The sequence below is a fragment of the Paenibacillus sp. GCM10027626 genome (genome assembly GCF_042676285.1).
Taxonomy (GTDB): Bacteria; Bacillota; Bacilli; order Paenibacillales; family Paenibacillaceae; genus Paenibacillus_Z.
This window is the reverse complement of record NZ_JBHTHC010000004.1, coordinates 12,501-36,378: the sequence shown is the minus strand read 5'-3', so window position 1 is coordinate 36,378 and position 23,878 is coordinate 12,501. Positions and strand designations below refer to the sequence as shown.

The 23,878-nt window shown below is 48.3% G+C and carries 15 protein-coding genes; 11 read left to right on the top strand and 4 right to left on the bottom strand.

Annotation, left to right across the window (positions count from 1 at the left end):
• Position 1: 1 nt before the first annotated feature.
• Both ACFQ0N_RS10045 and ACFQ0N_RS10040 read left to right on the top strand, forming a co-directional pair.
• The gene (locus ACFQ0N_RS10045) at positions 2 to 1,570 is read left to right on the top strand and encodes a DUF4127 family protein (protein ID WP_379325461.1); all 1,569 of its coding nucleotides are present in this window, start codon (positions 2 to 4) and stop codon (positions 1,568 to 1,570) included.
• A 23-nt stretch (positions 1,571 to 1,593) separates the two neighbouring features.
• Positions 1,594 to 3,189: a DUF4855 domain-containing protein gene (locus ACFQ0N_RS10040; protein ID WP_379325459.1), complete on the top strand. Its 1,596-nt coding sequence runs from the start codon at positions 1,594 to 1,596 to the stop codon at positions 3,187 to 3,189.
• A 295-nt stretch (positions 3,190 to 3,484) separates the two neighbouring features.
• Here ACFQ0N_RS10040 and ACFQ0N_RS10035 read toward each other — a convergent pair whose 3' ends face one another.
• Positions 3,485 to 5,299, bottom strand: a complete 1,815-nt coding sequence (locus ACFQ0N_RS10035; RefSeq protein ID WP_379325457.1) for a DEAD/DEAH box helicase — start codon at positions 5,297 to 5,299, stop codon at positions 3,485 to 3,487.
• A gap of 261 nt (positions 5,300 to 5,560) precedes the next feature.
• Here ACFQ0N_RS10035 and ACFQ0N_RS10030 point away from each other — a divergent pair, with 261 nt between their 5' ends.
• The 6 genes from ACFQ0N_RS10030 to ACFQ0N_RS10005 all read left to right on the top strand — a co-directional run bounded on the left by ACFQ0N_RS10030 (position 5,561) and on the right by ACFQ0N_RS10005 (position 18,590).
• Positions 5,561 to 7,360, top strand: coding sequence for a cache domain-containing sensor histidine kinase (locus ACFQ0N_RS10030; protein ID WP_379325455.1), 1,800 nt, complete (start codon positions 5,561 to 5,563; stop codon positions 7,358 to 7,360).
• Positions 7,332 to 8,768: a response regulator gene (locus ACFQ0N_RS10025; protein WP_379325453.1), complete on the top strand. Its 1,437-nt coding sequence runs from the start codon at positions 7,332 to 7,334 to the stop codon at positions 8,766 to 8,768. The genes ACFQ0N_RS10030 and ACFQ0N_RS10025 overlap by 29 nt, the downstream gene beginning before the upstream one ends.
• Before the next feature lie 106 nt (positions 8,769 to 8,874).
• A complete protein-coding gene (locus ACFQ0N_RS10020) occupies positions 8,875 to 10,233 on the top strand; it encodes an ABC transporter substrate-binding protein (protein WP_379325450.1) in 1,359 nt (452 codons plus the stop codon).
• A 149-nt stretch (positions 10,234 to 10,382) separates the two neighbouring features.
• Positions 10,383 to 11,252: a carbohydrate ABC transporter permease gene (locus tag ACFQ0N_RS10015; RefSeq protein ID WP_379326002.1), complete on the top strand. Its 870-nt coding sequence runs from the start codon at positions 10,383 to 10,385 to the stop codon at positions 11,250 to 11,252.
• A gap of 18 nt (positions 11,253 to 11,270) precedes the next feature.
• Positions 11,271 to 12,119, top strand: coding sequence for a carbohydrate ABC transporter permease (locus tag ACFQ0N_RS10010; RefSeq protein WP_379325448.1), 849 nt, complete (start codon positions 11,271 to 11,273; stop codon positions 12,117 to 12,119).
• Positions 12,120 to 12,176: 57 nt separating this feature from the next.
• On the top strand, positions 12,177 to 18,590 hold the full coding sequence (locus ACFQ0N_RS10005) for an S-layer homology domain-containing protein (protein ID WP_379325446.1): 6,414 nt from the start codon (positions 12,177 to 12,179) through the stop codon (positions 18,588 to 18,590).
• Positions 18,591 to 19,142: 552 nt separating this feature from the next.
• On the opposite strand, the gene gerPC is transcribed toward ACFQ0N_RS10005, so the two are convergent.
• The 3 genes from gerPC to ACFQ0N_RS09990 form a co-directional block, all read right to left on the bottom strand.
• Positions 19,143 to 19,466 (bottom strand): spore germination protein GerPC, encoded by a 324-nt coding sequence (gene gerPC / locus ACFQ0N_RS10000; protein WP_379325444.1) that lies wholly within the window; start codon positions 19,464 to 19,466, stop codon positions 19,143 to 19,145.
• Positions 19,467 to 19,741: 275 nt separating this feature from the next.
• Positions 19,742 to 19,963, bottom strand: a complete 222-nt coding sequence (locus tag ACFQ0N_RS09995) for a spore germination protein (RefSeq protein WP_379325442.1) — start codon at positions 19,961 to 19,963, stop codon at positions 19,742 to 19,744.
• 200 nt (positions 19,964 to 20,163) lie between these two features.
• Positions 20,164 to 20,610 carry a CS domain-containing protein gene (locus tag ACFQ0N_RS09990; protein WP_379325440.1) on the bottom strand — a complete coding sequence of 149 codons (447 nt, stop codon included), beginning with the start codon at positions 20,608 to 20,610 and terminating at the stop codon, positions 20,164 to 20,166.
• A gap of 787 nt (positions 20,611 to 21,397) precedes the next feature.
• Here ACFQ0N_RS09990 and ACFQ0N_RS09985 point away from each other — a divergent pair.
• From ACFQ0N_RS09985 to nagA, 3 genes are all read left to right on the top strand, one after another.
• Positions 21,398 to 21,718, top strand: a complete 321-nt coding sequence (locus tag ACFQ0N_RS09985; protein WP_379325438.1) for a hypothetical protein — start codon at positions 21,398 to 21,400, stop codon at positions 21,716 to 21,718.
• A gap of 146 nt (positions 21,719 to 21,864) precedes the next feature.
• The gene (locus tag ACFQ0N_RS09980) at positions 21,865 to 22,548 is read left to right on the top strand and encodes a formylglycine-generating enzyme family protein (RefSeq protein ID WP_379325436.1); all 684 of its coding nucleotides are present in this window, start codon (positions 21,865 to 21,867) and stop codon (positions 22,546 to 22,548) included.
• A 27-nt stretch (positions 22,549 to 22,575) separates the two neighbouring features.
• Positions 22,576 to 23,730, top strand: a complete 1,155-nt coding sequence (gene nagA / locus ACFQ0N_RS09975) for an N-acetylglucosamine-6-phosphate deacetylase (RefSeq protein ID WP_379325434.1) — start codon at positions 22,576 to 22,578, stop codon at positions 23,728 to 23,730.
• Positions 23,731 to 23,878: the final 148 nt, after the last annotated feature.

Below are 23,878 nucleotides of genomic sequence, written 5' to 3'. Positions count from 1 at the left end.
CGTGAATAAAGTTGTATTTGTCCCCTTGGACGAGCGTCCATGCACCTTTCACAATCCCGTACAGCTTGCTGCCAGAACAGATATGAATCTCGTTGTGCCGCCGCAAAGTCTATTCGGGCTTAAGAAGAGGGCCGCCGACTGTGCCGGCCTGGCACGATGGCTGCAGAAGGAAGCTTCAGATGCGGATTATTTAATTGTATCGCTTGATATGCTTCTGTATGGCGGTATTGTGCCTTCCCGTCTTCACGAGTTGTCTTCCGCGGAATGTAAAAGCAGATTGCAGGTGCTGAAGGAGATCAAACATAAAAATCCCGGACTGATTATTTATGCTTTTAACTTGATTATGCGCGTGCCCGGCTACAGCTCCGCAGAGGAAGAGCCGGATTATTATGCCGAGCATGGCTATTCCATCTACCGTCATTCCTGGCTGCAGGATAAAGCGAGCCAAGCAGGTCTTACAGCCGGAGAGCAGGCGGAAATGGAGAAGCTGTCCGATATTTTGCCGCACGATGTTCTCGCGGATTTCACGGGAAGAAGAGCGAAAAATAGTGAAATAACTGCTTTGGCGGTTGAATATACGCGTGAGGGCGTATTAGATGCGCTTTTAATCCCGCTCGATGACAATGCCAAGTACGGATTTTCCGCGCAAGAGCAGGCAAAGATTCGCAGATTGGCGGAACGTTACAATCTGATGGACCGTGTGCTGCTGCATTCCGGAGCAGACGAGGCCGGCTGTACACTGATGGCGCGTGCTTTCTGCCATATGAAGCAGTATACGCCGGAAATTTTCGTGCGTTATTCTTCGACCCTGGCGCCATCATCGATTCCAAAGCTGGAAGATCGTAGTTTGCACGAGTCGATCAAATCTCATTTATGTGCGGCTGGAGCCTATGCGGCGGATCATTCACTTGAAGCCAATGCCGTATTGGCTGTACATGGTACTGCTGCGGGCCAGGAGCAGATGGTTGAAACTGTGCACAATCTGGAGGAGCGCCCATCCTGTTATTTTACAGAAGCGGCGGCCACGGAATTTGCAGCGTACTTGAAGGGCTGCTTGCGCAAAGGCAAGCCCGTTGCCCTTGCCGATGTTGCCGTGCTTAACGGAGCGGACCATTATTTGATGCAGCTGCTTGCCAAGCAAGGAATATTAAAGCAGCTGAACGCTTATGCGGGCTGGAATACCGTTGGAAATTCTCTGGGTACCGTCATTGCCCATATCATTATGGAGGCTTTTTACAAAGAGCATCCGGAGCAGGACAGCGAAGCAAGAAGAAGGGCCAGCCGCGAGTATTATATTTCCCGTCTTATTGAAGATTGGGGTTACCAGGCCATGACTCGAAATCGAATCTATCAAAGCGACTTTATCTCCTTTCAGGGCAGCAATCATGTGAACATTGCCGACAGGAGGGCGGAATTAACGGCGTATTTGCAGGAGCAGCTCGAACAGTTTGCCGCAGAGTGGCTGCATGATTTCGGAGAAGACAGGATTCATATCACCGACCTTGTATTTCCTTGGGACCGGGTCTTTGAAATTGGCTTCCGGGTCCGGCTGGAGGGTGCATCGGAGTAAGAAAGGGAGGAAAACGAAACATAGTGACCAAGCTGCGAAATTTAGCATTCAGACAAGATTATGACTGTTCAAGGCTTCCTGAAAATATAGCCGCCGAGAAATGTTTGACACAAGGGGAATATGCTGCCTGTGATGTTTCCGATCCGCGCTGGCAAAGACATCTTTCGAAGGTTGATCGCAAGTTTGCCTTCCATTTTGATCGTGCGAAATCGATTCGATCGATCAAGCTGCGCTTCTTTCAAGGGATTGAGTATGCGGTGTATTATCCGGAGTTTGTGACCATTTACGTCTCCGATAATGGCGAAGATTGGTCCTCTCTGGCAAGGATTCATACCCGAATTCCTTTGTACGATGAAGCTGAATCGGTTCAAACATATCAATGGGACGGGAAGACAGACGGCGTCCCTGGTGAGCCTCAAGCGGATATGGTCTATACCCGGCATGTTCGGATCGATGTTCCGGTTGACGTATGGGTATTTATGGATTCCATTGAGCTATGGGGGACGGATGAAAAAGCAGAGACGGCTGTTGTTTTATCCGGGCTATTTACTGAAGCGGCTGGGCCGGCTATGCGGGGCTATCATGCTGCAGGTGAATCCAGCGGCGGTGTTCACAATATGGTGCTGCTTTACAACGGATATTCCAAGCATGACGATAAAGGGGACAGGGTTCCCTGGAGCAGGGAACAGCTGCTGCCATTCGTTGCCTATACAGATTCGGCGGGCCGGATTAAGGACTGGATGTTTGACAGCGTGCTGCTGCTTGAGCTGTGGGCGCCTAACGGCAACAGCTTTATCGATCATGGCACCCCCGCAGATGTAAATGACTGGCGCTGGTATCTGGAGCACACCTTCTGCCGCGGCAGCATGCTTGACATGATTAACGATCATGTAAGCCACAGCGCGGAGCAACTGCAGAACGAAGATTACCGCATGAAGGCGGTTCTGATGATACCATATCCTTCCGACCGGCAAGCAGCGTTCGGAAAGCTGGCTGAAGATGGAGAAATGATGAACTTCGACCACCGCAGCATTGATCCGATGGAGGCTTACCGGCATAAATGTACCGTTATCGATTGGTATATTCACGAAGCGTTGAGCCGTTGGGAGGCGGCTGGTTACAGCCATTTGGAGCTTGCGGGCTTCTATTGGATGAATGAAAATGTCAATCATAAGTCGCCTGGAGAGCAGGATCTTATTCGCTATGCAGGAAGTGTTGTCCATGAGCTCGGCTTAAAGTATTACTGGATTCCTTACTTTGAAGCGCCCGGCTTTTGGCGATGGAAGGAGCTTGGCTTTGATGCTGCGATCCTGCAGCCTAACTACTTCTTCGGCGATTCGGATGCCGGCCGGATTAAAGCGGCGGCCGATTGGGCGGCTTTATACGGTATGGGTGTTGAAATTGAAGTGAATGAGTCTGCTCTTAAGGGCGAGCACGCATATAACAAATATGCGGACTATCTGGAGGGAGGCGCCAAGTACGGCTATAACTCTCGAGTTCTGAAGGGCTACTATCAGGACAGGCTGACTTTTTATCATGCTTCTCTTGCACAGGAAGGCTTGGGGTATGATCTCTATCATAAAACCTATCAGTTTATAAAAGGGGCGCGCAAGAAATAAGCTGTTTCTTCTCTTCTTCGGAGGAACGCCGTTTGACCACAATTTGACCTCATCGAAATAAAAAGGCTTCTCACAGGTTTGAACTTGGTGAGAAGCCTTTTTCGTTGCCATGCTTAAAAGGTAACATTTCTTGAGTTTCCCCCACTCCTTTTAAAAGCCTGAGTCTTGGTTGTCTTGTTGTAGACCAGAAAGATGTATGTCAAATCCAGAATAAAGATGAGTATGTACATGATGGAAAGCAGTATAGACGGCATTAGAATAGTAATCCCCCGCTTTACATTTTGAATAATTACTTCTATAACAATTCTTCTATATCTTCAGACAAGAATGAGTTTGCTGAAAACAACGAATCACTTAAATGTTGTTTATCCGATAATATATGATCTACTTTTTCTTCTAATGTACCAAGTGTAATCAGCTTGTGGACTTGAACTATTTTCTTTTGTCCGATTCGATGTACGCGATCTGTTGCTTGATTCTCCACTGCCGGGTTCCACCATCGGTCATAATGAATCACATGATTAGCAGCTGTTAAATTGAGTCCCGTCCCGCCTGCATGCAAGGATAAAATAAATATACGTACTTGTTCCGTCTGAAATTTATCCACCATCTCCCTGCGAGCTTCTTGTGATGAACTGCCATTCAGGAATAGTATCTCACTGTTGTATCGTTCGATTAAGTGTGTTTTTAACCACTCGCCCATTTGAACATACTGTGTAAAAAGCAGCACACTTTCATTCGATTCAACTATTGAATCAATGAGTTCTTCAACAAGAGTAACTTTATTTGAGCGCTCCGCAAATTCCTTTAGACCTTCTTCTTTCAGGTATAGGCTAGGATGATCACATAATTGCTTGAGCTTTTCCATCATCATCATGATATAGGGCGTTCGCTTTTTCTTCGTTAGTTTTTTTGATTTTTCCTTAACCTCTTTAATAATCGCTTGGTACAGGTTTTGCTGTTCATCAGTTAATGTACAATATTGCTTTTGTTCTATTTTTGCTGGTAAATCATTGATTATTGCTTTATCCATTTTCGTTCTTCTTAAAATGAACGGATTCACGAGTTGCTGCAGCTGACTTCGCTTATCCACATCTTTCTTCTGTTCAATCGGAATGACAAATAACTGCTTAAACACTTGCTTTGTTCCTAAAAATCTAGGGTTTAAAAATTCTATAATAGCCCAAAGCTCCATTAAGCGATTTTGAATTGGGGTACCGCTCAATGCCAACCTGCTATTGCACGTGATGGAACGAATCACCTTTGAGCGTTTTGTATCAGCGTTTTTGATATGCTGTGCTTCATCCAGACAGATTATATTCCACTTCGTGCTTTTGAACAGGGCTGCATCATTAGTAATTGTCGTGTAAGTTGTAACTACTGCATCGTATCTTTCTCTATATCCTTCAAAACTTTTGCTTTCTCGATCATTTCCATAATGAGTAAGCAGCTTAAGATGAGGAGCGATTGCTTCAAATTCCTTCTCCCAATTAGCTAATAATGAAGTGGGCACCACAATTAGCGACATTTCAGCTAAGCTATTTACTTCATTCAAAAATGTGATGGCTTGAATGGTTTTCCCCAGGCCCATATCATCAGCAAGCAGCGATCCCAGCTGGTTTTGATATAAGTTCACAAGCCATTTCACACCATATTGCTGATACGGCCTTAGGTTACACTTGATTTGTTTGCTTCGTTCTAATGAAATAACAGCGCTTTTCATGTGCTTGATTCGTTCCGTATAGAGGGGATTACCCAGAGTTATATGGGAAGTTGAAGCGCCTTTTTTTCTTTCCATTTCCCTCCACATTTGAAATAACTGACTCATCTTTCCTGGGTGATATAAACTTTCAGCATAAAATAGAACCGCAGTAATATGTTCGCAAAACGAATCGCTTGAACAGGTACAAGAGCATACCCCGCTCTCTTGAATGGATACTTCAAGGCTGCCGCTTTTATCCGCTACTAGGGCTGTCATCAATTGTTCTTGATCGAAAAAGTTATATACAGCTCCCCTTAATTCTCGTCCAACTTTGATCGTTTGCTTTATATATTGATTACTACAATCGATATGGCTTAACTTCTCAGCCCAAATCTCAGTTATATCCATATGTCTCACCTCCGCTCTTCATTATATGGAAGTAAGAACTCTATTTAAAGACTTGTCATTTTATGAAAAGTATAGCAAGCGGGATCATACATGATGTGTAAAGGACAAGTGCTTCCGATTGAAAGGAGAAAGAAGGTTTATCCTTCCCCTAAGAATTGTTATACCGATATACAAGTTTTGCTCTACAGGTTCAGATTTTGGGTGTGATACAATGAAAGGTACGGCTGGAAGACATGAATACGTTATAAGGAGTGAATAATCATGGTGCAGACCAGGCGAAAATGGCTCCCAAATACGTTGAAACATAGACTATTTATCGCGTACATCACACTTCTGCTGCTTCCTTTGTGTGTGGCCATTTATTATTTGTTCCAGCATTTCGAATCGAGTCGGCAGCAGGATATGATCGACCGCATGTCTGAACGTATGCAGCAGGTGTACATCTCTTTGACGGATATGATGGCCTTTGCTTACAAAGCGGGTACGATGCTGAGCCAGGACCAAAGTTTGATCCAGATTATGCACAGCCCCGATCAGTATGATCCGATTGAGCGAAAGAAAATAATAGAAAGCAAAATGTTCGGCATAAACAACAGCTTTTTTTTCCATCAGACGGAGCTGTATTTTCGCTTTATCGACCGCAGCGGCAATGTATACACCTCCTATGCGCCCAATGATCAGCTGACCAATGAACAGCAGGAATTGCAGCACTGGCAAAATGAGCTGAAGAGCGGTCCCCGTCCTTACCGCTGGGTAGAGGATGACTGGAACGATGTAAGCGGAAGCCAAGGAAACAAGCTGCTGAGTCTGTACACGATGCTGGATGACGAGCTGCGGGGAAGCTACGGCGTGGCGCGGATCAGCATCAACATTGAGGAATGGTTCCGCAATACGCTGAAAGATAATCCGGCCAACCAGGGCCTGACGATTTTTACCGGCCGCGGAGAAACCATTTTGCAAAATAAGGAATCTTCCTTCAGCCCGGAAAGCATGAACCGAATCATTGCTGCACAGTCGCAAAACGGCTATTACAAGGATGAACGCGCCCTGGCGCTTGTCCATTACAGTTATGTGGAAGAGCTGGACTGGTATGTTGTCAGCCAGATGCCGTTAAGTGAGCTGCAGCAGGAGGTTCAGCGTTTAAGGCTGATCATCTATCTATTTCTTGTTATTGTAGTAACCGTTTTCATGCTGGTAACCTTCTTTCTGACATCGCGCATGACCCAGCCGCTAAATGTTTTGAAGCGAAGCATGGAGGAAGCGTCGGACAAGAAACTCAATGTTAAAATCTCCATCAACAAAGGAGCAACTGATGAGATTCGTTCGCTTAGCGAAAGCTTCAATCGGATGATTGATGATGTTGTTGGGCTCATTGCCATGCTCAAGCAGGAGGAACGGCAAAAGCAGGCGGTTCGTTTTCAGATGCTGCTTTACCAGATGAACCCGCATTTTCTGCTTAACACCTTGAACACAGTCAAATGGATTGCCAGAAAAGAAAAACAAGACGCCATTGCTGGCATTTGCACCTCATTGGGCTTAATTTTGGAGGCGAGTCTCAATTCGGATATTGAGCTGATTCCCCTTAAAGATGAGCTCCAATTGCTGCGGTCCTATGAAGCGATCCAAGCGTTTCGGTTCAGGGAACAATTCACCATTCATTATGATACGGAGGAAAAGGTGCAATACGCGCTTGTTCCCAAGCTTAGTTTACAGCCTCTGGTGGAAAACTGTATCGCCCATGGCTTTAATATGTTTGAAGGCCGCGGCACGATATGGATCAGGGCGCGGGCAGAGGAAAGCGCACTTATTCTGGAAGTGGAGGATAACGGCATCGGTATGGAGGAAGCGGTCCGCAAGCCGGGAAGAGGCACCGGGCACGGGATCGGGCTGGGCAATTTAAAGGAAAGACTGCAGCTGCTCTTTAAGCAGGAGGGCGTGCTTGAGCTTATATCGGATACGAACGGGACTCTGGTACGGATTCGCTTGCCTCTGCTGATTGCAGCGCCGTATTCGCAGAAAGGAGATGGCGGGCATGTGGACGATTTTATTAGTGGAAGATGAAGTGTTTGTCCGTGAAGCGATCAGAGAGCTGCTGGATTGGGAACGCCACGGGTTTTATGTGGCGGGAGAGGCGGGCAATGGCCACGAGGCGCTGGCGGCTATTCTTGAGCTGAAGCCGGATGTCGTTATCGCCGATATTGTGATGCCGGGCATGGACGGGATTGAGCTGTTGAAGGAAACGCGGAAGGCGGGCATACGCAGCCGCTTTATTATGCTGACGGCGATGAGCCAATTTGATTATGCACGGGACGCCCTGCAATTCGGGGCCTTCAATTATTTGCTGAAGCTGTCCCTGAGTGATGATATTTTGCTGGAAAATTTGGCGCGGATCAAAGAGGAATTGCTGGCAGAGCTGAAAGGGGCGGGAGAGGCGCTTTACCCGCTGTATCATCGTATTTGGGCGGCGATCTGGGGAACGGGAGCACCGGTTCAAGCCGATTCGGCTGAGCTTGCCTTGTCGATGGAGAAATTCCGCAATCTTCGGCTGGATATTGTAGCTGTGTTAAGCGGCGCTGTACCCGCTTATGCGGAACAGGCCGGAATTCGGCCTGAACCATATTTGCTCGTTCAAACCTTCCATGATGCGGGCCAGACGACCTTTTTTTGCTGGAACTTTGAAAAAAAGGAAGGAGCGGTTTGCCCGATCGATGCGGAACGAATGGTTGACACGACGGCAGGCAGCGGGCTGGCTTGTCTGGAGCAGGATTGGCTGCAAGCACTGAAGCAATTAAACGAAGTTTGGTACAACCGTGAGATTGACCTGTCAGAGGAGAAAAGCGGCTCGGTGCCAGTCGAGGTGCTGGAGGCTGAGCTGATCCGCCGCTTCGAGGAACGGGATGAATGCAAAAGTGCCGAGGCGGCAGCTCGCATTTGGGCGTATATGCAAGCCGCATCATTCTCCCATGTGGAAGTGAAAAAACGGGCGAGCGATCTGCTGCACATTTTAATGATATTGGCAGGCAGGAAAGCGGAGGATTGGAGCGCCGTCTATGCTGCGGTAACCCATGAATCGCTGCTTGCGCATGTGCTGCAGACGATTCGCGAACTGATCCGGCAGAAGAAGGAAGAGCATGTAAACTATACGGACCATCCGGAGGTGAACCGGGCGATTCAATATATGCTGGAGCACTATCAGGAAAACATAAAGGTTACTGATTTGGCCCGTCTGGTGGCGATCAACGTGGACTACTTGAGCACCGTATTCGGCAAAAAAACCGGGCTTACGCCAATCGCGTATTTGCGCAATATTCGGATTGAGCAGGCCAAACGCCTGCTGCTGCATTCCAAGCTCAGTGTGGAAACAATCGCGAGCCAGACGGGCTTCACTGACGATGCTTATTTCATTAAAGTATTCAAGCGTCTGGTTGGGCAAACTCCCAGTTCCTTCAGGCGGGAACAAAATAAGTAAGTTTTGTACTGCCAATCTGCAAGTTTCGTCCCTTATAGGCCAAGGAGCGAATTGATATAGTTGGGATGCAGCAAACATCTGATCGATCAGGGAGGTTACAAGAAAGATGAAAAGCAGAAAGCGGTTGGTTGCAGGAATGACCTGGCTTATGGCGGTGTCTCTGATGCTGGCCGGCTGTGGCGGCAACGGGAATGGCAATGGAGGAGCGGAAGGGTCTGCGCCATCCCCAGGCTCAAGCGCCGAGTCTGGCGGGACGGCAAGCAAAGACCCGATCAAGCTGACCTTATGGGGGGGCGTGCCGGCCGAGAACGGACCTCAGGAGGTTGTCGACAACTGGAACAAGGAAAATGCGGATATTCAGCTGGAGTATGTACGGTTTGTCAATGATGATGCCGGCAATCTGAAGCTGGATACAGCGCTTATGTCCAGCCAGCCGGTGGACATGTATATGAACTATGATTTCAGCCTTTACGAGAAGCGGATCAAAGCGGGAAATGCGCTTGATTTGAGCACATTCACCGACTACAACGTGGACGACAAAATGGGAGAAGGCGCTGCGCTATGGAAAGTGGACGACAAGTATTACGGCGTTCCTACCCAGAAGGGCTTGTCGTTTGTCTGGCTGAACAAGGATATGCTCGACGCGAAGGGACTGCCGGTTCCTACGGAATGGGGGCTGGACGAGCTGCGGGATTATGCCGCCAAGCTGAAGGCTGACAACGTTTGGGGATTGGCGCAAAGCGATTATTACTTCAATGTGCCGATCAACGGTTCTCTGCTGAAGCAAAGCGTGCAGCTGACGAAGCCGGACGGCACCTCGGCTTTTGACAATCCGCTGACGGTCAAAGCGCTTCAGGTTTACTCGGACATGATGTTCAAGGATAAAAGCTTGATGCCGCATACGGAGCAGATCACTTCGAAGCCTGCGCTGGATCAGATGTTTGTAAAGGGAGAAACGGCAATGCTGTTCTCGACGAACCAGATCTTCCGCACGACGAACAATGTGGCGGAATTTCCGCGCACATTCAAGGTAGCGGCGGCGCCGGCTCCCAAGGTGAACAAAGATCAAACCGATTACATTAACGCCGGCGGATTGGGCGACGTAATTGCCATCAATCCTCGCACCAAGCATTCGGAAGCCGCCTGGAAGTTTATCAAGTGGTACGCGGATGGCGGCATGCTGCCGATGGCGGCAGGCGGAAGGGTTCCTTCATCCAAGGACTTCCCGGTCGATGAGGCTGTTGCCCTTATGTTCAAAGGCGTAGAGGACACCTATGACCTGGATTCGATTAAGCGGGTTATGTTCGGCGATCTGCCGCTCGGTCTGAGCCGTCTGGACAGGAAGACGGGAACCGAGCAGCAGCCGATCTATGACAATGTGTTTTCCCAGAAGCTGACTCCCGAGGATGGCGCGAAGGAATTGGCACGCGTGCACAACGACAATTTGAAAGCGGCGTCCCAGTAGCGCCGCCAGGACAGGGGATGCGGAACTTTGGTTGGACTTTAGATGGACTTTAGTTGAACTTTGGTTCCCCGCCCTTGTTTGGCCGCGGGCTGCATGATGCTGCAAGCTACATTATAGAGATAGAAAGGCGGTGACCGATCGTGAGCTGGATGAAGCGGCAGAGGCTGATTGGTTATGTATTTATTGCGCCCAATCTGATCGGAATGACGATATTTATGCTCGTTCCGGCCCTGTTTTCCTTTTATTTGATGTTTACGGATTGGGTATTCGCTAGCGGGCAAGCCCCGCGCTTTGTTGGATTGGATAATTTCAGGATGATGGTGAGAGACGATTTGTTTGCTGTATCGGTCAAAAACACCTTGCTGGTGTTGATTCCTGTACCGATTTCAATTGTGCTTGGCTTTCTGATTGCCGTCATGCTCAATAATCGTACCTACTTGCAGAAGACGCTGCGGGCGTTCTTTTTCGCTCCGTATTTTACGAGCGGCATCGCGATTGCTTTCGTCTGGATGGTGCTGTTCCAGCCTACTAATGGTCCGATTAACGCATTTCTGCGATCCGTTGGCGTATCGGAGCCTCCGCTATGGTTCGCTTCACCGGATACGGCGATGTATGCAGTGCTGATTATGATGACCGCGGGCGGCATTGGCTACAACATGATCATCTACTTGGCAGCGCTGCAGGAATTGTCCTCGGAGCAGCTGGAAGCCGCCAAAATAGACGGAGCAACGTTTGGGCAGCTGCTGCGCCTGATTATATTCCCTTTGGTCAGCCCGACGACCTTTTTTCTGATGATTACCGGCTTTATCGGCTCCATCAAAGGCTTTGGCATGATTTACGCCATTACCCAAGGAGGGCCTGGAAACAGTACGACGGTTTTCTCTATTTTCGCCTATAAAAAAGCGTTCAACTTTTATGAAATGGGTTACGCGTCAGCCGTCTCATGGACCATGTTCCTGATCATCCTTTGCATCACGCTTGTTCAGTGGGTTGGCCAGAAAAAGTGGGTCCATTACTAACGGAGGAGAAGACGCACAATGGATACAAGAAATGTAAGAATAATCAGAGAACGGGTCGTTAAAAGCTTCAATACGATCATCATGGCACTGGCCAGTCTGCTGCTGCTGTCGCCGATGATCTGGATGATCAGCACTTCGTTCAAGAAACCAAAGGATGTCTTCACTTATCCGATTCAATGGATCCCGCTCGATCCTGTATGGACCAACCACTTTAAGGTATGGATGACCGGAGACGGATTTTCGCTGTTTTATTTCAACTCCCTGAAGATTTCGTTAATTTTGATGATCGGCGCTCCCTTGCTCGCCGCTTTTGCGGCATATGGCTTTAGCCGTATTCCGTTTAAGGGCAGGAACGGCATCTTTTTGCTTTATCTATGTCTGATGATGATTCCGCCGCAAGTGTTGTTTGTGCCGAAGTTTATCATGTTTGACTGGATGAAAATTTACAATACCCACTGGGCGCTCATTCTTCCAGGCTTGTTTACGGTGTTCGGCGTCTTCATGATCCGGCAATTTTTTATGAGCATTCCCCATGAAATATCGGAAGCGGCTTTTATTGACGGAGCCGGCCATTTCCGGATTTTCTTTCAACTGTTTCTGCCGCTTTCCAAACCGGTGCTGGCAACCTTCGCCATCATTGATTTTACATGGACGTGGAACGATTATGAGAACGCCCTGATTTTTCTGTTGGACAAAAAACTGTTCACCGTACCGCTCGGCATGCAAAATTTCATGCTGGAATCAGGGGTGGACTATAACATGATGATGGCCGCCGCCACGGCGGGAGTCGTGCCGCTTCTTATCGTCTTCTTCCTGGGCCAAAAGTATATTATTCAAGGGTTCTCAAGTTCTGCTGTTAAAGGATGAGCGGCTGCAGCAAGCAAAATGTCTAGTATAAAACGAAAATGATAATGGAGGTACGAAATGAGGATAAGCAGAAGGGCAATACGTGTATGGTTCGTCATGTTATCAGTATTATTGGTATCCGGAGGAATCATTCCTCCGGGGGCGGTTTCGGCATCCACAGACACGCCTAACGTAATCCATGCGAGTTTAGGAAACGATCCGGTTTTTGACGGATTGACGGTACTGCCCGGGGATATTTCCACGACCCCGCAAGTGGCTGTGAAAGGCGGCGAGCAAAGTTGGGGGACGAACAAAAGCGGAGGAGTTCAGTTTATGTATTTGAATGCGGCTCCTGGCTTTTTCGTCGAAGGGCAGAGCCGGGTAGAGGTTTCGGTCGACTATTACGACGGCGGGACCGGCAAATTCAATCTGATGTATTTAAAGCAAGGCGCGTGGCAGGAAGAGAAATATGTTCACCTTACAGGAAGCAACACTTGGAAGACACATCGATTTTACGTTTCCGATGGCGCTCTGATTACGAAAATGCGTCTGGGCTTGTACGGGCCTAAGATGGGGAGCAGTCAAGAGGATGTTTTCTTTAAATCGGTGACTGTATCCAAACTGCCGGATTATAGCATGGCAAGCTCGGTGCGGGCGGTGTTAAAAAGCAACTGGACCTATGAGGGCATTAAAGTGCGAATGGGCGGCAATGATAAATACGTTGAGCCGATCGCCTCCTATGGCTCCAGGGAGGGGTGGTCTACGCAAATCAGTAATGATTACGCTTACATGAATTTTGATCTCGACAGTTCCTATGGAAGCGGAAAAAATCAAAAGGTTGAAATCGACTATTTCGATCGCGGTGCGGGGAAATTTAATTTGCGCTACTCCACTGCCAATGGCAATGTCGAATCGGAGATGGTGCAGATGACCGGGACCAACGAGTGGAAAACACATGTTTTTCAACCGGTGGACGCCGACTATTCGGCGATTCGATTGGCAGCCAGCGTGGAGGATATCGTCATCGGTGCCATTAAGGTTTCGAAAGCGAACGATCCGGAGCCCGATCATGAGGTCGTTGCGGCAACATTAGGCGCCAACCCCGTATTCAGCGGCCTGCATATGTTCCCTGGGGACCCGTTTTTGCGGGACCAGATCGGCAAGGCCGAAGTCATCGGGGGCAAGGAGAGCTGGCGAACAGATAAAAGCAATTCCCGCAACTATCTTTATATGGAAGTAACTGATGAGGAATTTGTCTCCAGAGGAGATAACCGCGTCGAAGTGACGGTCGAATATTATGACGGACCTGTCGGGAAGTTCGCCTTGTCCTATCGGAATAGCACCGGCTGGCGCGATATGAAGCATATTCGCCTGACAGGCACGAACAGTTGGAAGCGGGAGCGGTTTATCGTGCTGCAGGCGGACTTGACGCAAATGATGCGTCTGGGTATTTGGTCGAGCGAGATGGGCAGCACCAGCGAGGAGGACGTTTATTTCAGCGAAGTTTCGATCCGGCATTTGGGCAACTACAGCGACGCGCAGACAGTGAAAGCTAAGTTGAATAGCGACTGGAAGTACGAGGGAATTAATGTGTTCCCGGGAGACAATGCCAAAAATAAAGCGCCGATCGTTGCAAGATCAGAGCAGGAAGGCTGGGCGACGGATACAGCAAATGGCGCGAAATACTTATATTTTAATGTAGACGATACGTATGTTTACGATGTGGATATGCCGATCGAAGTTGAGGTGACTTACCTCGACGTTGGCAAAGGCACGATTGTGACCGAGTATGATGCCATAAAAGGCGGGTTTACGAAAGCAAATCCGATTCAATTGACGGACTCGGGGACATGGAAGACGAATATCGTCGCTCTGCCTCACGCCAAGTTTTCTAATCGTGCCAATGGCACGGATTATCGTTTATATTATGCAAAAGCTGCTACAGATACGGCTCAGGATGTCGTAATCTCGGCGGTCACGGTGAATAAATACGTGCCCGAGACACGGGATATGAAGATTATTCCGACGACGATCGGAAGCGTATTTCTTGTGGGAGAACCAATCAGCCTTGGGTTGAAAACGGTTGCTAAACGGGTCGATTGGAAACTGGAAAATTATTGGGGTGCCCCCTTCGGCGAAGGTTCGGCCGCTGTCGGAGAAGACGGCACACTAACCTTGTCCATGCCGGCTTTGGGCAAGGGGTACTATAAACTCCATGTAACGGCCGCAGACGGTGAGCGAATCGTGAAAAGAACGACAACTCCAATTACGGTGCTCTCTTCGAACGAGGATACGATTGGCCAGTCATCGCCGTTTAGCCTGGCCACCCATTTCGGTCAAAGTTTGGATCAAGCATTGGTTCCTCTTATTTCCAGACTGGGTGTCAGCATGGTGCGAGACGAGCTTTATTGGGGTGCGATTGAGAAGGAAAAGGGCGTTTATCAATTCCCAGAGATGTACGATTCGTATATGGCGGCCTTAAAGCAGCACCGAATCTCGCCGCTTATCGTGCTGAGCTACAACAATAACCTATATCCCGGCGGCTTTCATATTAAAGACCCTGCAGGAGTAGCAGGCTTTGCGAATTACGCGCGCGCCGTATTGAATCATTACGGTGATCAGATCAAGGAGGTTGAAGTATGGAACGAATATAACGCCTTTGGCGGCGGAGCGGCTCCATCGTATTATTATCCGCTGTTGAAAGAGACGTATGCGGCCGTGAAGTCCCTGCGCGAAGATGTTCGCGTTATCGGACCTGCCGGAGTGACAATTCCCTACGACTGGATTGAAGAATTGTTTGCGCTGGGCGGTCTGAACTATTTGGACGGCGTCTCCGTTCACCCGTACCGTTTTCCGGAAATCCCGGAGGGCGGAGATCTGGCTTTAGACAAGCTGAACAAGCTGATTGCAAAATATAATACTTCTGGCAAGGAGATACCGCTTTGGCTGACAGAGATGGGCTGGCATACAAAGCTGGGCGGAGATGGTGTCTCGGAGGATAAACAAGCGGAATACCTTGCCCGTTATAATGTTCTGGCGATCTCCGAAGGTGTGGAAAATATCACCTGGTACGATTTCAAAAATGACGGTGCAGAGCCAGAGAACCGGGAGCATAATTTCGGTATCATCGTAAACGAAGAAGATGGACGGGGCGCCTATACGGCCAAGCCGGCTTTTGCAACTTACGCGGTTCAAACGAGGCAGTTGACCGGAGCGGAATATATAGGGCAGGAACAGGTTTACGGCAATGTAAGAAGCTATCTGTTCCGTAAGAACGGCGAAGATCTGCGCGTTCTATGGTCGCTTACTCCGCAGAAAGTAGTCTTGCCGACGGAAAGCCCTGTGATCGTAACGGATTTCACCGGAGAAGAGCAGACGCTTGTACCTTTGAATGGCAAAGTCTATTTAAAGCTCGGCAATCAGGTGCTTTATGTGAAAGGCAACGTTACCGGCATTCAGGCTGGCGGCATGTTCTCCGCTGATGACGTTGTCGCGGCCGTGAACGATCATGTTCGCGTCAACGTAAGGTTAGATAATACAGGCAGCGCCGCGGCGATGGAAGCCGAGGTTGAAGTGGCCGGCGTTACGCAGACTGTATCCGTCCCGGCGAATGGACAGCTTAACGTGCCGATCTCCCTGCCTGCCGTTCGGGAGACCGGAAGCCGCACTTATATTGCTAATGTGAAAGTAAACGGCCAGTTGAGGGCTCACTTGCTTGTGACCGCCAAAATCGAAGAACCGTTCGGCATGGAAGTTGCGCCTCATATTGCTTCACTGGACGATCAATCCGGTCAGTTAAAAATCTCGTATACGAACAATTCAGTCGTATCCGCTTATACGCTGACGAGTCTGGAATGGCAATTGGGCGAGCTTTCCGGCTCACAAGCGTACGACGAAGCGATTCCGCCCGCTTCCGTGTGGCGGGGCAGCGTCGAAGTGCCGATTCCCGCTTACAGCAAACCTTATGCTTATCAAGTGAAGCTGAATTTTAAAGAAACGGCACCCGTATCTTTGGAGGGCTACACTGAGTTTAATCCGATCGTAAAAAAAACAGTCTCCGGCGAACGCTTGCAGGAAGTCCAGGTTCCCAGATACGCTCTGAATTTAATTGAGACGGGCAACAATCGGGTGAGAAGCTGGAAGGGGCCGGATGATTTAAGCGGCGATTTTTGGTTGAACTGGGATGAGGAGCACTTTTATTTGACCGCCAAGATTAAAGACGACATCCATTATCAGGATCAATGCGGTTCCTCATCCTGGACCGGCGACGGGATCCAATTTGCTATCTTCTCGGGCGTTGCGGGCAAGGAGATACCCGATAAGTACGAGTATGGGTTTGCGCTTTGCCCGAACGGGCAAACCGTCGTTCACCGCTGGAGCACTCCGCAGGGCGTCGAAGTGGGCGACGTGACGAATGTGGAAGCGAAAGTGATCCGCGATGAAGAAACGAAATACACGTATTACTATATTGCCCTTCCGTGGAGCGAGCTTGCTCCGGTCCATCCCGATAAGGGAATGATGAGCTTCAGCTTGTTGTTCAACGAGAACGACGGAGCGGGCCGGAGAGATTTCTTCGAATGGGGCGGCGGAATCGGCTCTTCGAAAGATTATAAGGAGCTGCGCCCGATGCAGTTTATGGGGGCAACCGTGCCTGAAGAAAAGGCGGATAAAGCCGCGCTGATGAGTGCCGTTGCCGAGGCAAGGAAGCTTCATGACGCAGCCGTGGTCGGCGATAAAGCCGGTCAGTTCCCGGCCGCAGCAAAAGACGAGTTTCTAGCGGCTATTGAGGTAGCGGAAGCGGTAGTAGCCGATGAGGGAGCTTCGCAGGCAGGGGTGGATGCCGGAGTGACGCAGTTGAGTGCGGCCATCGCTGTATTTAAGGCCGCCGAGATCAAGGAAGATTCGGGCGAGCCAGGCGATGCTACGTTAAAGTCGCTTCATCTGAATGGCGAGCCAATCGCCGGATTTGCTCCGGATAAGCTGCAGTATACAGTCGTGCTGGATAAAGGAGCGAAGCTGCCGGAAATAACGGCGGAAGCGACTGATACGAAGGCGACGGTACGTATTGAACCGGCGGAGCAGGTGCCGGGTACGGCAATGGTGGCCGTTACTTCCGAAAGCGGCGCTGTGACGCGAGAATATCGCATTTCATTTGAGCTGCGTCCAGTTGAGCCCGCGAAACCTCAAGCGCACAACGGTTCATACGTGACTGCAGCAGGCAAAGCTATTTCCGGGCAGTTGACTGCCGAGCATGCGGAGGGAACAAAGCTGACCTATGAAATTGTGGCTGGCGGCAAGCTGGGAACGGTGAAGCTCGGTGATGCAGCGACAGGGAATTTCGTGTTTACGCCGCATGACGGTTCAACTGGGGAAGACCGGTTCACTTTCCGGGTTCACGATGGCCATCAATATTCGAACACAGCGACTGTGACCATTACAATTGAGGCGCCGCCAGTCGTTAATCCGCCAATAGATCCGCCGGTTTACCCGGGAGGAACAGATCTCTATCAAACCTATTCGGGGCAGCTATACTTGCCAGCGGGAGTGGCTGGTGAAGTCAGCCTTGGCCAGCAAATTAAGCTGACAATCCCGGCTGGAGCTACAGATACGAGCGGGCAGCTTAAAATTGCCGAACTGGAAGGGCAAAAGCTGCAGGATTTGCAAGCAGAAAACCTGCTTAGTCCGGTATTTGAGTTAAGTCAGGAGCCAGCAGGTGCATTCAAGAAGAAGGCTACCCTTCGCATCGCATTCGATGCAGGCAAAGCAGGGAAAGAGCAAATACCAACTCTTATGCGTTATGATGCTAAACAAAAAACGTGGATGAAAGTAGAAGGTAAGGTGGACGGCGACAGCTTTATTGCCGAGGTGGACCAACTGGGTGTGTATGCCGTCATGGCCGTGAAGGATGAGGCTGTTCCACCGCAGCCAACGAAAGAGCCGAAAGAACTGAACGATATCGCCGGCCACTGGGGCCAATCCTGGATTGAAAAAGCGGTGCAGGCTGGTGTTGTTAAAGGCTTTGCCGATCATACGTATCGTCCCGATCAAGCCGTGACGCGTCAGGAGCTGATTGCGATATTGGCACGGGCGCTGAAGCCGCAGGCCGGCGCCGAACAAGCCCCAGGCTTCAGAGATGAAGCGAAAATCGGCAAGTGGGCATCAGCGGCAGTGGCAGCAGCCGTGCAAGCCGGCTGGATTACTGGCTATAGCGACGGCAGCTTCCGTCCGCAGGAAGGCATTACACGGGTAGAACTGGCTGCAGTGTTGGCACGTGCAGCAGGTGGCATGGCTGCAGCTGGAAGCGGGGAGCCGCTGAGCGAGTTCCGCGATGCGAAGCAAATACCTTTATGGGCGCAATCGTATGTAGCGCAAGCAGCAGCCAGCGGGTTAATGGAAGGTACGGGAGCAGGGATGTTCAAGCCAGCCGGCATCGTGACCCGGGCGGAAGCTGCGGCTATCGCTGTGAGATTAATGGAACAATCAGCAAAATAAACGATTAGAGTAAGCACCCTGCAGCCGAATCAGTAGATTCGGCTGCAGGAAATACCGTGAATAAGCAACTCAGCAACTAGAGGAACTGCAAATGCTGCGATCCGATTTACCACAATATGGGCTGAAAAGTTTGCTTTCTCGTTATTTGGAGTTCTGTTAACTTTTTGGAACCGCCGTATTAGGACTCGTATGTATGGTGATTGAGAGGACGGGGGTTACCGTTGGGTTGCCGTCCCCTCCTACTAAAAACCACTATTTAAAAAAATGGTGATCGAAGTGCATGAAGTCATTCAAATCGTTCGTTTCGAATCTTTTATTATCCGAATATAATGTATTCAACATTCCAGCTTTATAAAAAGTGGTATACGATCCGCACTCCGCACAAAAAACAGCCGATTTTTCGTTGACTTTTTTACATGGGTCTCCAAATGGTCCTCCGTCATTGGTACAACGGTTGGTTAGTGGAGCCCCGCAGTTCGTACAGTATTTATCTTTTTCCTTCGCTTTATAGTTGCAGTGAAAGCAATGCTCCGCACTCATAGACTCACCTGCTTATTCATTAGTTTTTTGCCCTGCCTGTGTTGTGTCCAAATCCTGAAACTGAATCTCCTCACCTTGCCCCGGGTCAGTAAACCATTTTTTTAGTTGCTCCTGATCTGCAAGAGCAGTCAATCCGATATTTAGTGTGCCGCTCAGTTCTTTCACCGTTAATTCCTGGACCTTGTAATTGATGTTTTCAATATGAACGGGTTTAATTTGAAGCAATTGGTTATTCAATTTTTCGTTTTCCTTTTCCAACAACTGTTGTTTTTCCTCCAATTGGCGCATTCGTTGTTCGATCATGTGCATGTAATTTATATATTGCTGCTGATGCATGTGGTGCAATTGTCTCACCTCACTTCATTAAGAAATGATAGCTGCTTAAATTATCATAAAAATTGTCTTGGAGCTGGCTCCGTGACCGGCGTTGGGGGCGTGACTGGCGGCGCTGCTTCCCCAGTAGGTGGTGCGGCTGCTTGTTCTAAGGATGATATCGTTGCCTGATTCTTACATATGATCACTTTCCCGATATTGAAAGACCCTATATTTGAAATCGAATTGATCTTAATGTTGGTGATCGATATGTTCATTTTTAGGAATCCCTTCCATAATTAAAGTGTGTTTTGGTTGGTAGCATGGTCTATCATATCAGAGTCATTAACCGCATTACGGTCTACTTGGAATGAAGGACTGGCATCTCCAATAACGGAATTTCCGCCTATAGTTTTTAGATCCAGCGCATTTCCCTTAAAAATGGTATTTCCAAGGTTCATCGAACTATTACTTGAGATGTTGCTGATTTTTATATTAAAAATGTTAAAAACATTGGACATATGCCTCATCCTTTACCCCATACATTTGATTTATCTTATGATTCGAGCCCAAAGAATGTGAAGGAATTGGAATGTTAGGCTATAGCACAAGCCGATGCAGTCATTTTTAAGTATCATGTATTGTGCCATAAGTGCTGGACGTTAAGGAAAAAGCAAAAAGGAAAAGTACCTTTTCACGTGGAAAGGTACATTTTTTTCAATCAGAGATAACGTATGAACGTTTCGTGATAATTCTCATTCGGTTGCAGCTTCCTGATTTTTATTTGCAGAGTCTCTTCCCGAAGCAACGCTCTGCTTTGTTTTACATTAACGAGGGCTGGCAGTTTGATAATCTGATGCCTATTTCCGGGCAAACCTTCAAGCTTCACATGTCCTGGATTGATGAAAACTCTCAAATTTCTTGCTTGTTCTTCATCCGGTACTTTTACCTTGATAATGACATCTTGATGCGTTTCAAATGTTTCAGTACGAAGATCTCTCTGATACAGGTTATCAAACGATGATAAGGAATGACTTAAAACATCGTTTACAAAATCATCAATTTGATCAGGATGCATTCCGTGCGGCGGCAAGGGAAAATTTAATCCGAAAACTTTATTTAGTTCTGACCAATGATCTAAAGGATTATTGTCGTTCTTACGAGCCATGATATTTACCTCCGGTTATTTTCATCACAGTATATTCCGTGGTGGGATGGGGAGTGCGGAAAACTTTTCTTGGCGGCTCATATTATTTTCACACTAGATGAACATGAAATCGTATTTTGGCTATGAAGAATTAGGCGGCAAGTCTATCAGTTGTACCAAAGGTAACCGTCCAAGTACAAATGGGGCTAAAAGGCACGACGTATGTCCAATCGCGGTCAGCATTATGTGCATAGAAATATAAGGCAATATATTTTTAAACTGAAAGGAGCGTATAAGCATGTCTGGTGTCGTTGGAGGATTCAACAATAGTGGTTCAACTCTCGTCCTTTTCATTCTGCTCGTCATTATTCTCTGTTCAATTTGTAGATAATAATTTTCAATAACCACCCGGGTATAAAACCCTTTGGGTGGTTCTCCTTTCATCAAGGTGATGATATGTTAAGTAAGAATCCACGATTTCTGCCGGATAACAAATGTAAATAGGGGAGGTTCAACAAGAATTGGACCTGATTCCTATCAATGAGAATGGTATAAGACCTTTTATAGGAAACCGGTTTGTGCTGTGCTGCATAATGGAATATGGTTCCATGGAACAATCAGGGATTTCTGTGTCCCCCCTAGCTGAGCACTCAAAGTCTCCCCTACACTGAATAAGGAACAAAGACCAGCAGAAGCACTGCTGGTCTTTTTGTGATATGGTGTTTTTAATGGGTACTAAATTACATAAAATCATGCGACCGATGAGAAGCGGGTTGCTGTCAATATTGAGGGAAAGCTGTATATCCGTTTGTTTTCAGATCCCAAATTTACAGGCACATTAACGATCGAAGGCTTTGAGTATACGAAAACATACGAACTTGTACCGATTGTATTCAATAAAAAAATAGGACAGGGCTGGGGCTATATCATCTATTCTACTGTTAAGAACGGCAACCCGGAATTAAAGTCGCTTGGCGTCATGCGCATGAATGGGAAATTCGATGAGTTTGTCATTTGGTTATTTGAGCCGTTTGACAGTGACAGCAAAGGAACGACGGATCTCATTCTGGCATCGCCTGCAGCATCCTGGTCTGAAGCAATGGCGTTATATGACAGGTTGAAAAATTAGCTCAACAGTCGATCCTGGAGAGGACCGGCATGACGCCGCCCGCGGCGCTTGGAAGGGGCATTCGTGCTACATCTATGATTGTAGGTATGTTTTTCCTGGTATAATATAAGTCGTGATGAGTTGGTACTGATAATGGAGGATGATGGATGTCAAATGTACAGCGCAGTCATGTTGAATATCCAATGGTGAACATACCTGCGGGTGAAATTGCATTAAGGGACGATCGAATAGAAAAAACATGGACGGTCCAGTTGAATTCTTTTTTGCTTGCACCGGTTCCGGTTACGAGGTCGTTGTATTTCTCGCTAATGCAGCAAAAGCCCGTTGAAGCTAATGAGAACTTGCAGGCTCCCGTTGTCGATGTTTCCTGGGAGGATGCTATTCTCTTCTGTAATTTATTTTCCCGGTACTCGGGTTTTCAGGAATGTTACTCAGTAAGTGATGATGGAGAGCGTGTCGAGTGCAACTGGGAGGCGAATGGTTACCGTCTTCCTACGGAAGCGGAATGGCAGTATGCATGCAAAGCGGGAACAAGTGGTTACCGGTACGGCGAGCTTGATGAAATCGCCTGGTATCATGAAAACGCCGCAGGCATGGCCCAAGAGGTTGGGAAAAAGCTGCCGAATGCGTGGGGGCTTTATGATATGCTGGGGAATGTATGGGAATGGTGCTGGGATTTGTATGATGTGGACGTATACGGCTCCTACCGGATTTTCCGCGGCGGCAGTTGGGCCGAAGAGGCGAGAGGCTGTGGAGCGACGTGCCGCCGCCGTAGTCACCCTACATTTCGCATCGATGATCTTGGGTTTCGACTTGCCAGGTCTTTATAGACAAAACAACTACAGGAGGATGCTACAATGAAACGTATATCAAATGTTCAGGTTGCTTTGAAACATAAAATTGTTAGTGATGCTACAGTTATGATTGAAGATGGCCGGATTGTTGAGATCGTTTTGGAAGATGAGAGAACAGCTTGCTCCACCCCAGGATCAGTCAAAATTGACGGACAGGGGGCTTTGCTGATTCCCGGTATGATCGATGTGCACATCCATGGCGCCAATGGATTTGATATGATGGATGGGACTGTCCGAAGTATTGAAGAGGTGTCTCTTGCCTGCATGCAGAGCGGCTGTACTTCTTTTCTGGCTACATCTGTCAGCTCTACGATTGAACAACTGATCGATATGGTCGAAAACGTAAAAAAGGTATCCGGAAGCGAGCCAGGAGCGAAAATCGCCGGTATCCATATGGAAGGTCCGTATTTGCATCCCAAAAGAAAAGGCATGCAAAATGAACTCTTTCTAAGACATCCCGATATGGAGGAAATGGAGAAGATTTTGCAGCGCGCCGGCAATTTGATGAAAATGGTCACATTGGCTCCTGAGCTTCCTGGAGCTGCAGAAATGATTTCAAGCCTGGTCGGCAAAGGAATAATCGTGGCGATTGCCCACTCCGACGCTACGTATGAAGAAGCCAAAGAAGCATTTGCCTTAGGTGCAAGCCATATCACGCACTGTTTTAACGGTATGCGTCCGATTCATCATCGCGATCCCGGTCTGGTCGTAGCTGCTTTCGAGGAAGAAAAGGTTAGCCTCCAAGCCATAGTCGACGGTATCCATTTGCATCCCGCAATTGTTCGTCTCATGTATCGCGTTAAAGGTTCCGAGCGAATGGTCTTAATTACTGATGCTCTGCAAGCCATGGGGTTAGGAGACGGTGCTTATGTGTTTGGCGGACATCAGCTTGAAGTTGTTGACGGGGTAGCCAGACTTCAAGACGGAACGCTGGCCTCCAGCACAGTCACTATGAACCAGGCGCTGAAAAATACGGTGCAACTGGGTATCCCTCTGCACGAAGCGGTTGCCATGGCGACCAGATCTCCGGCGGATCTTCTCGGGTTGTCTCATAAAGGACGTATAGAACGAGGGGCCGATGCGGATCTGGTTTTACTTGATGATCAGTACAACGTTGTTTGGACAATGATAGAAGGAGAGATTATCTACAGTAGCTAAGCAACATCACGGGATGGTGCTTATGAAGTATTGATGCATCTGTCTATTAACAGACCTGGGCACCGCGGCGCTCGATGACTAGCGAAATGAAAAATAGGCTCTCGACTCTGAATGTCGGTAGCCTATTTTTGCTGAAAGCAAGGAGGTA

Coding starts and splice junctions, on each gene's coding strand:
- ACFQ0N_RS10030 (WP_379325455.1), top strand. CDS start 5,561: ATGGTGCAGACCAGGCGAAAATGGCTCCCAAATACGTTGAAACATAGA.
- ACFQ0N_RS10035 (WP_379325457.1), bottom strand. CDS start 5,299: ATGGATATAACTGAGATTTGGGCTGAGAAGTTAAGCCATATCGATTGT.
- ACFQ0N_RS10010 (WP_379325448.1), top strand. CDS start 11,271: ATGGATACAAGAAATGTAAGAATAATCAGAGAACGGGTCGTTAAAAGC.
- ACFQ0N_RS10020 (WP_379325450.1), top strand. CDS start 8,875: ATGAAAAGCAGAAAGCGGTTGGTTGCAGGAATGACCTGGCTTATGGCG.
- ACFQ0N_RS09990 (WP_379325440.1), bottom strand. CDS start 20,610: ATGGCTCGTAAGAACGACAATAATCCTTTAGATCATTGGTCAGAACTA.
- ACFQ0N_RS10015 (WP_379326002.1), top strand. CDS start 10,383: ATGAAGCGGCAGAGGCTGATTGGTTATGTATTTATTGCGCCCAATCTG.
- nagA (WP_379325434.1), top strand. CDS start 22,576: ATGAAACGTATATCAAATGTTCAGGTTGCTTTGAAACATAAAATTGTT.
- ACFQ0N_RS09980 (WP_379325436.1), top strand. CDS start 21,865: ATGTCAAATGTACAGCGCAGTCATGTTGAATATCCAATGGTGAACATA.
- ACFQ0N_RS09995 (WP_379325442.1), bottom strand. CDS start 19,963: ATGTCCAATGTTTTTAACATTTTTAATATAAAAATCAGCAACATCTCA.
- ACFQ0N_RS10005 (WP_379325446.1), top strand. CDS start 12,177: ATGAGGATAAGCAGAAGGGCAATACGTGTATGGTTCGTCATGTTATCA.
- gerPC (WP_379325444.1), bottom strand. CDS start 19,466: ATGCATCAGCAGCAATATATAAATTACATGCACATGATCGAACAACGA.
- ACFQ0N_RS10025 (WP_379325453.1), top strand. CDS start 7,332: ATGTGGACGATTTTATTAGTGGAAGATGAAGTGTTTGTCCGTGAAGCG.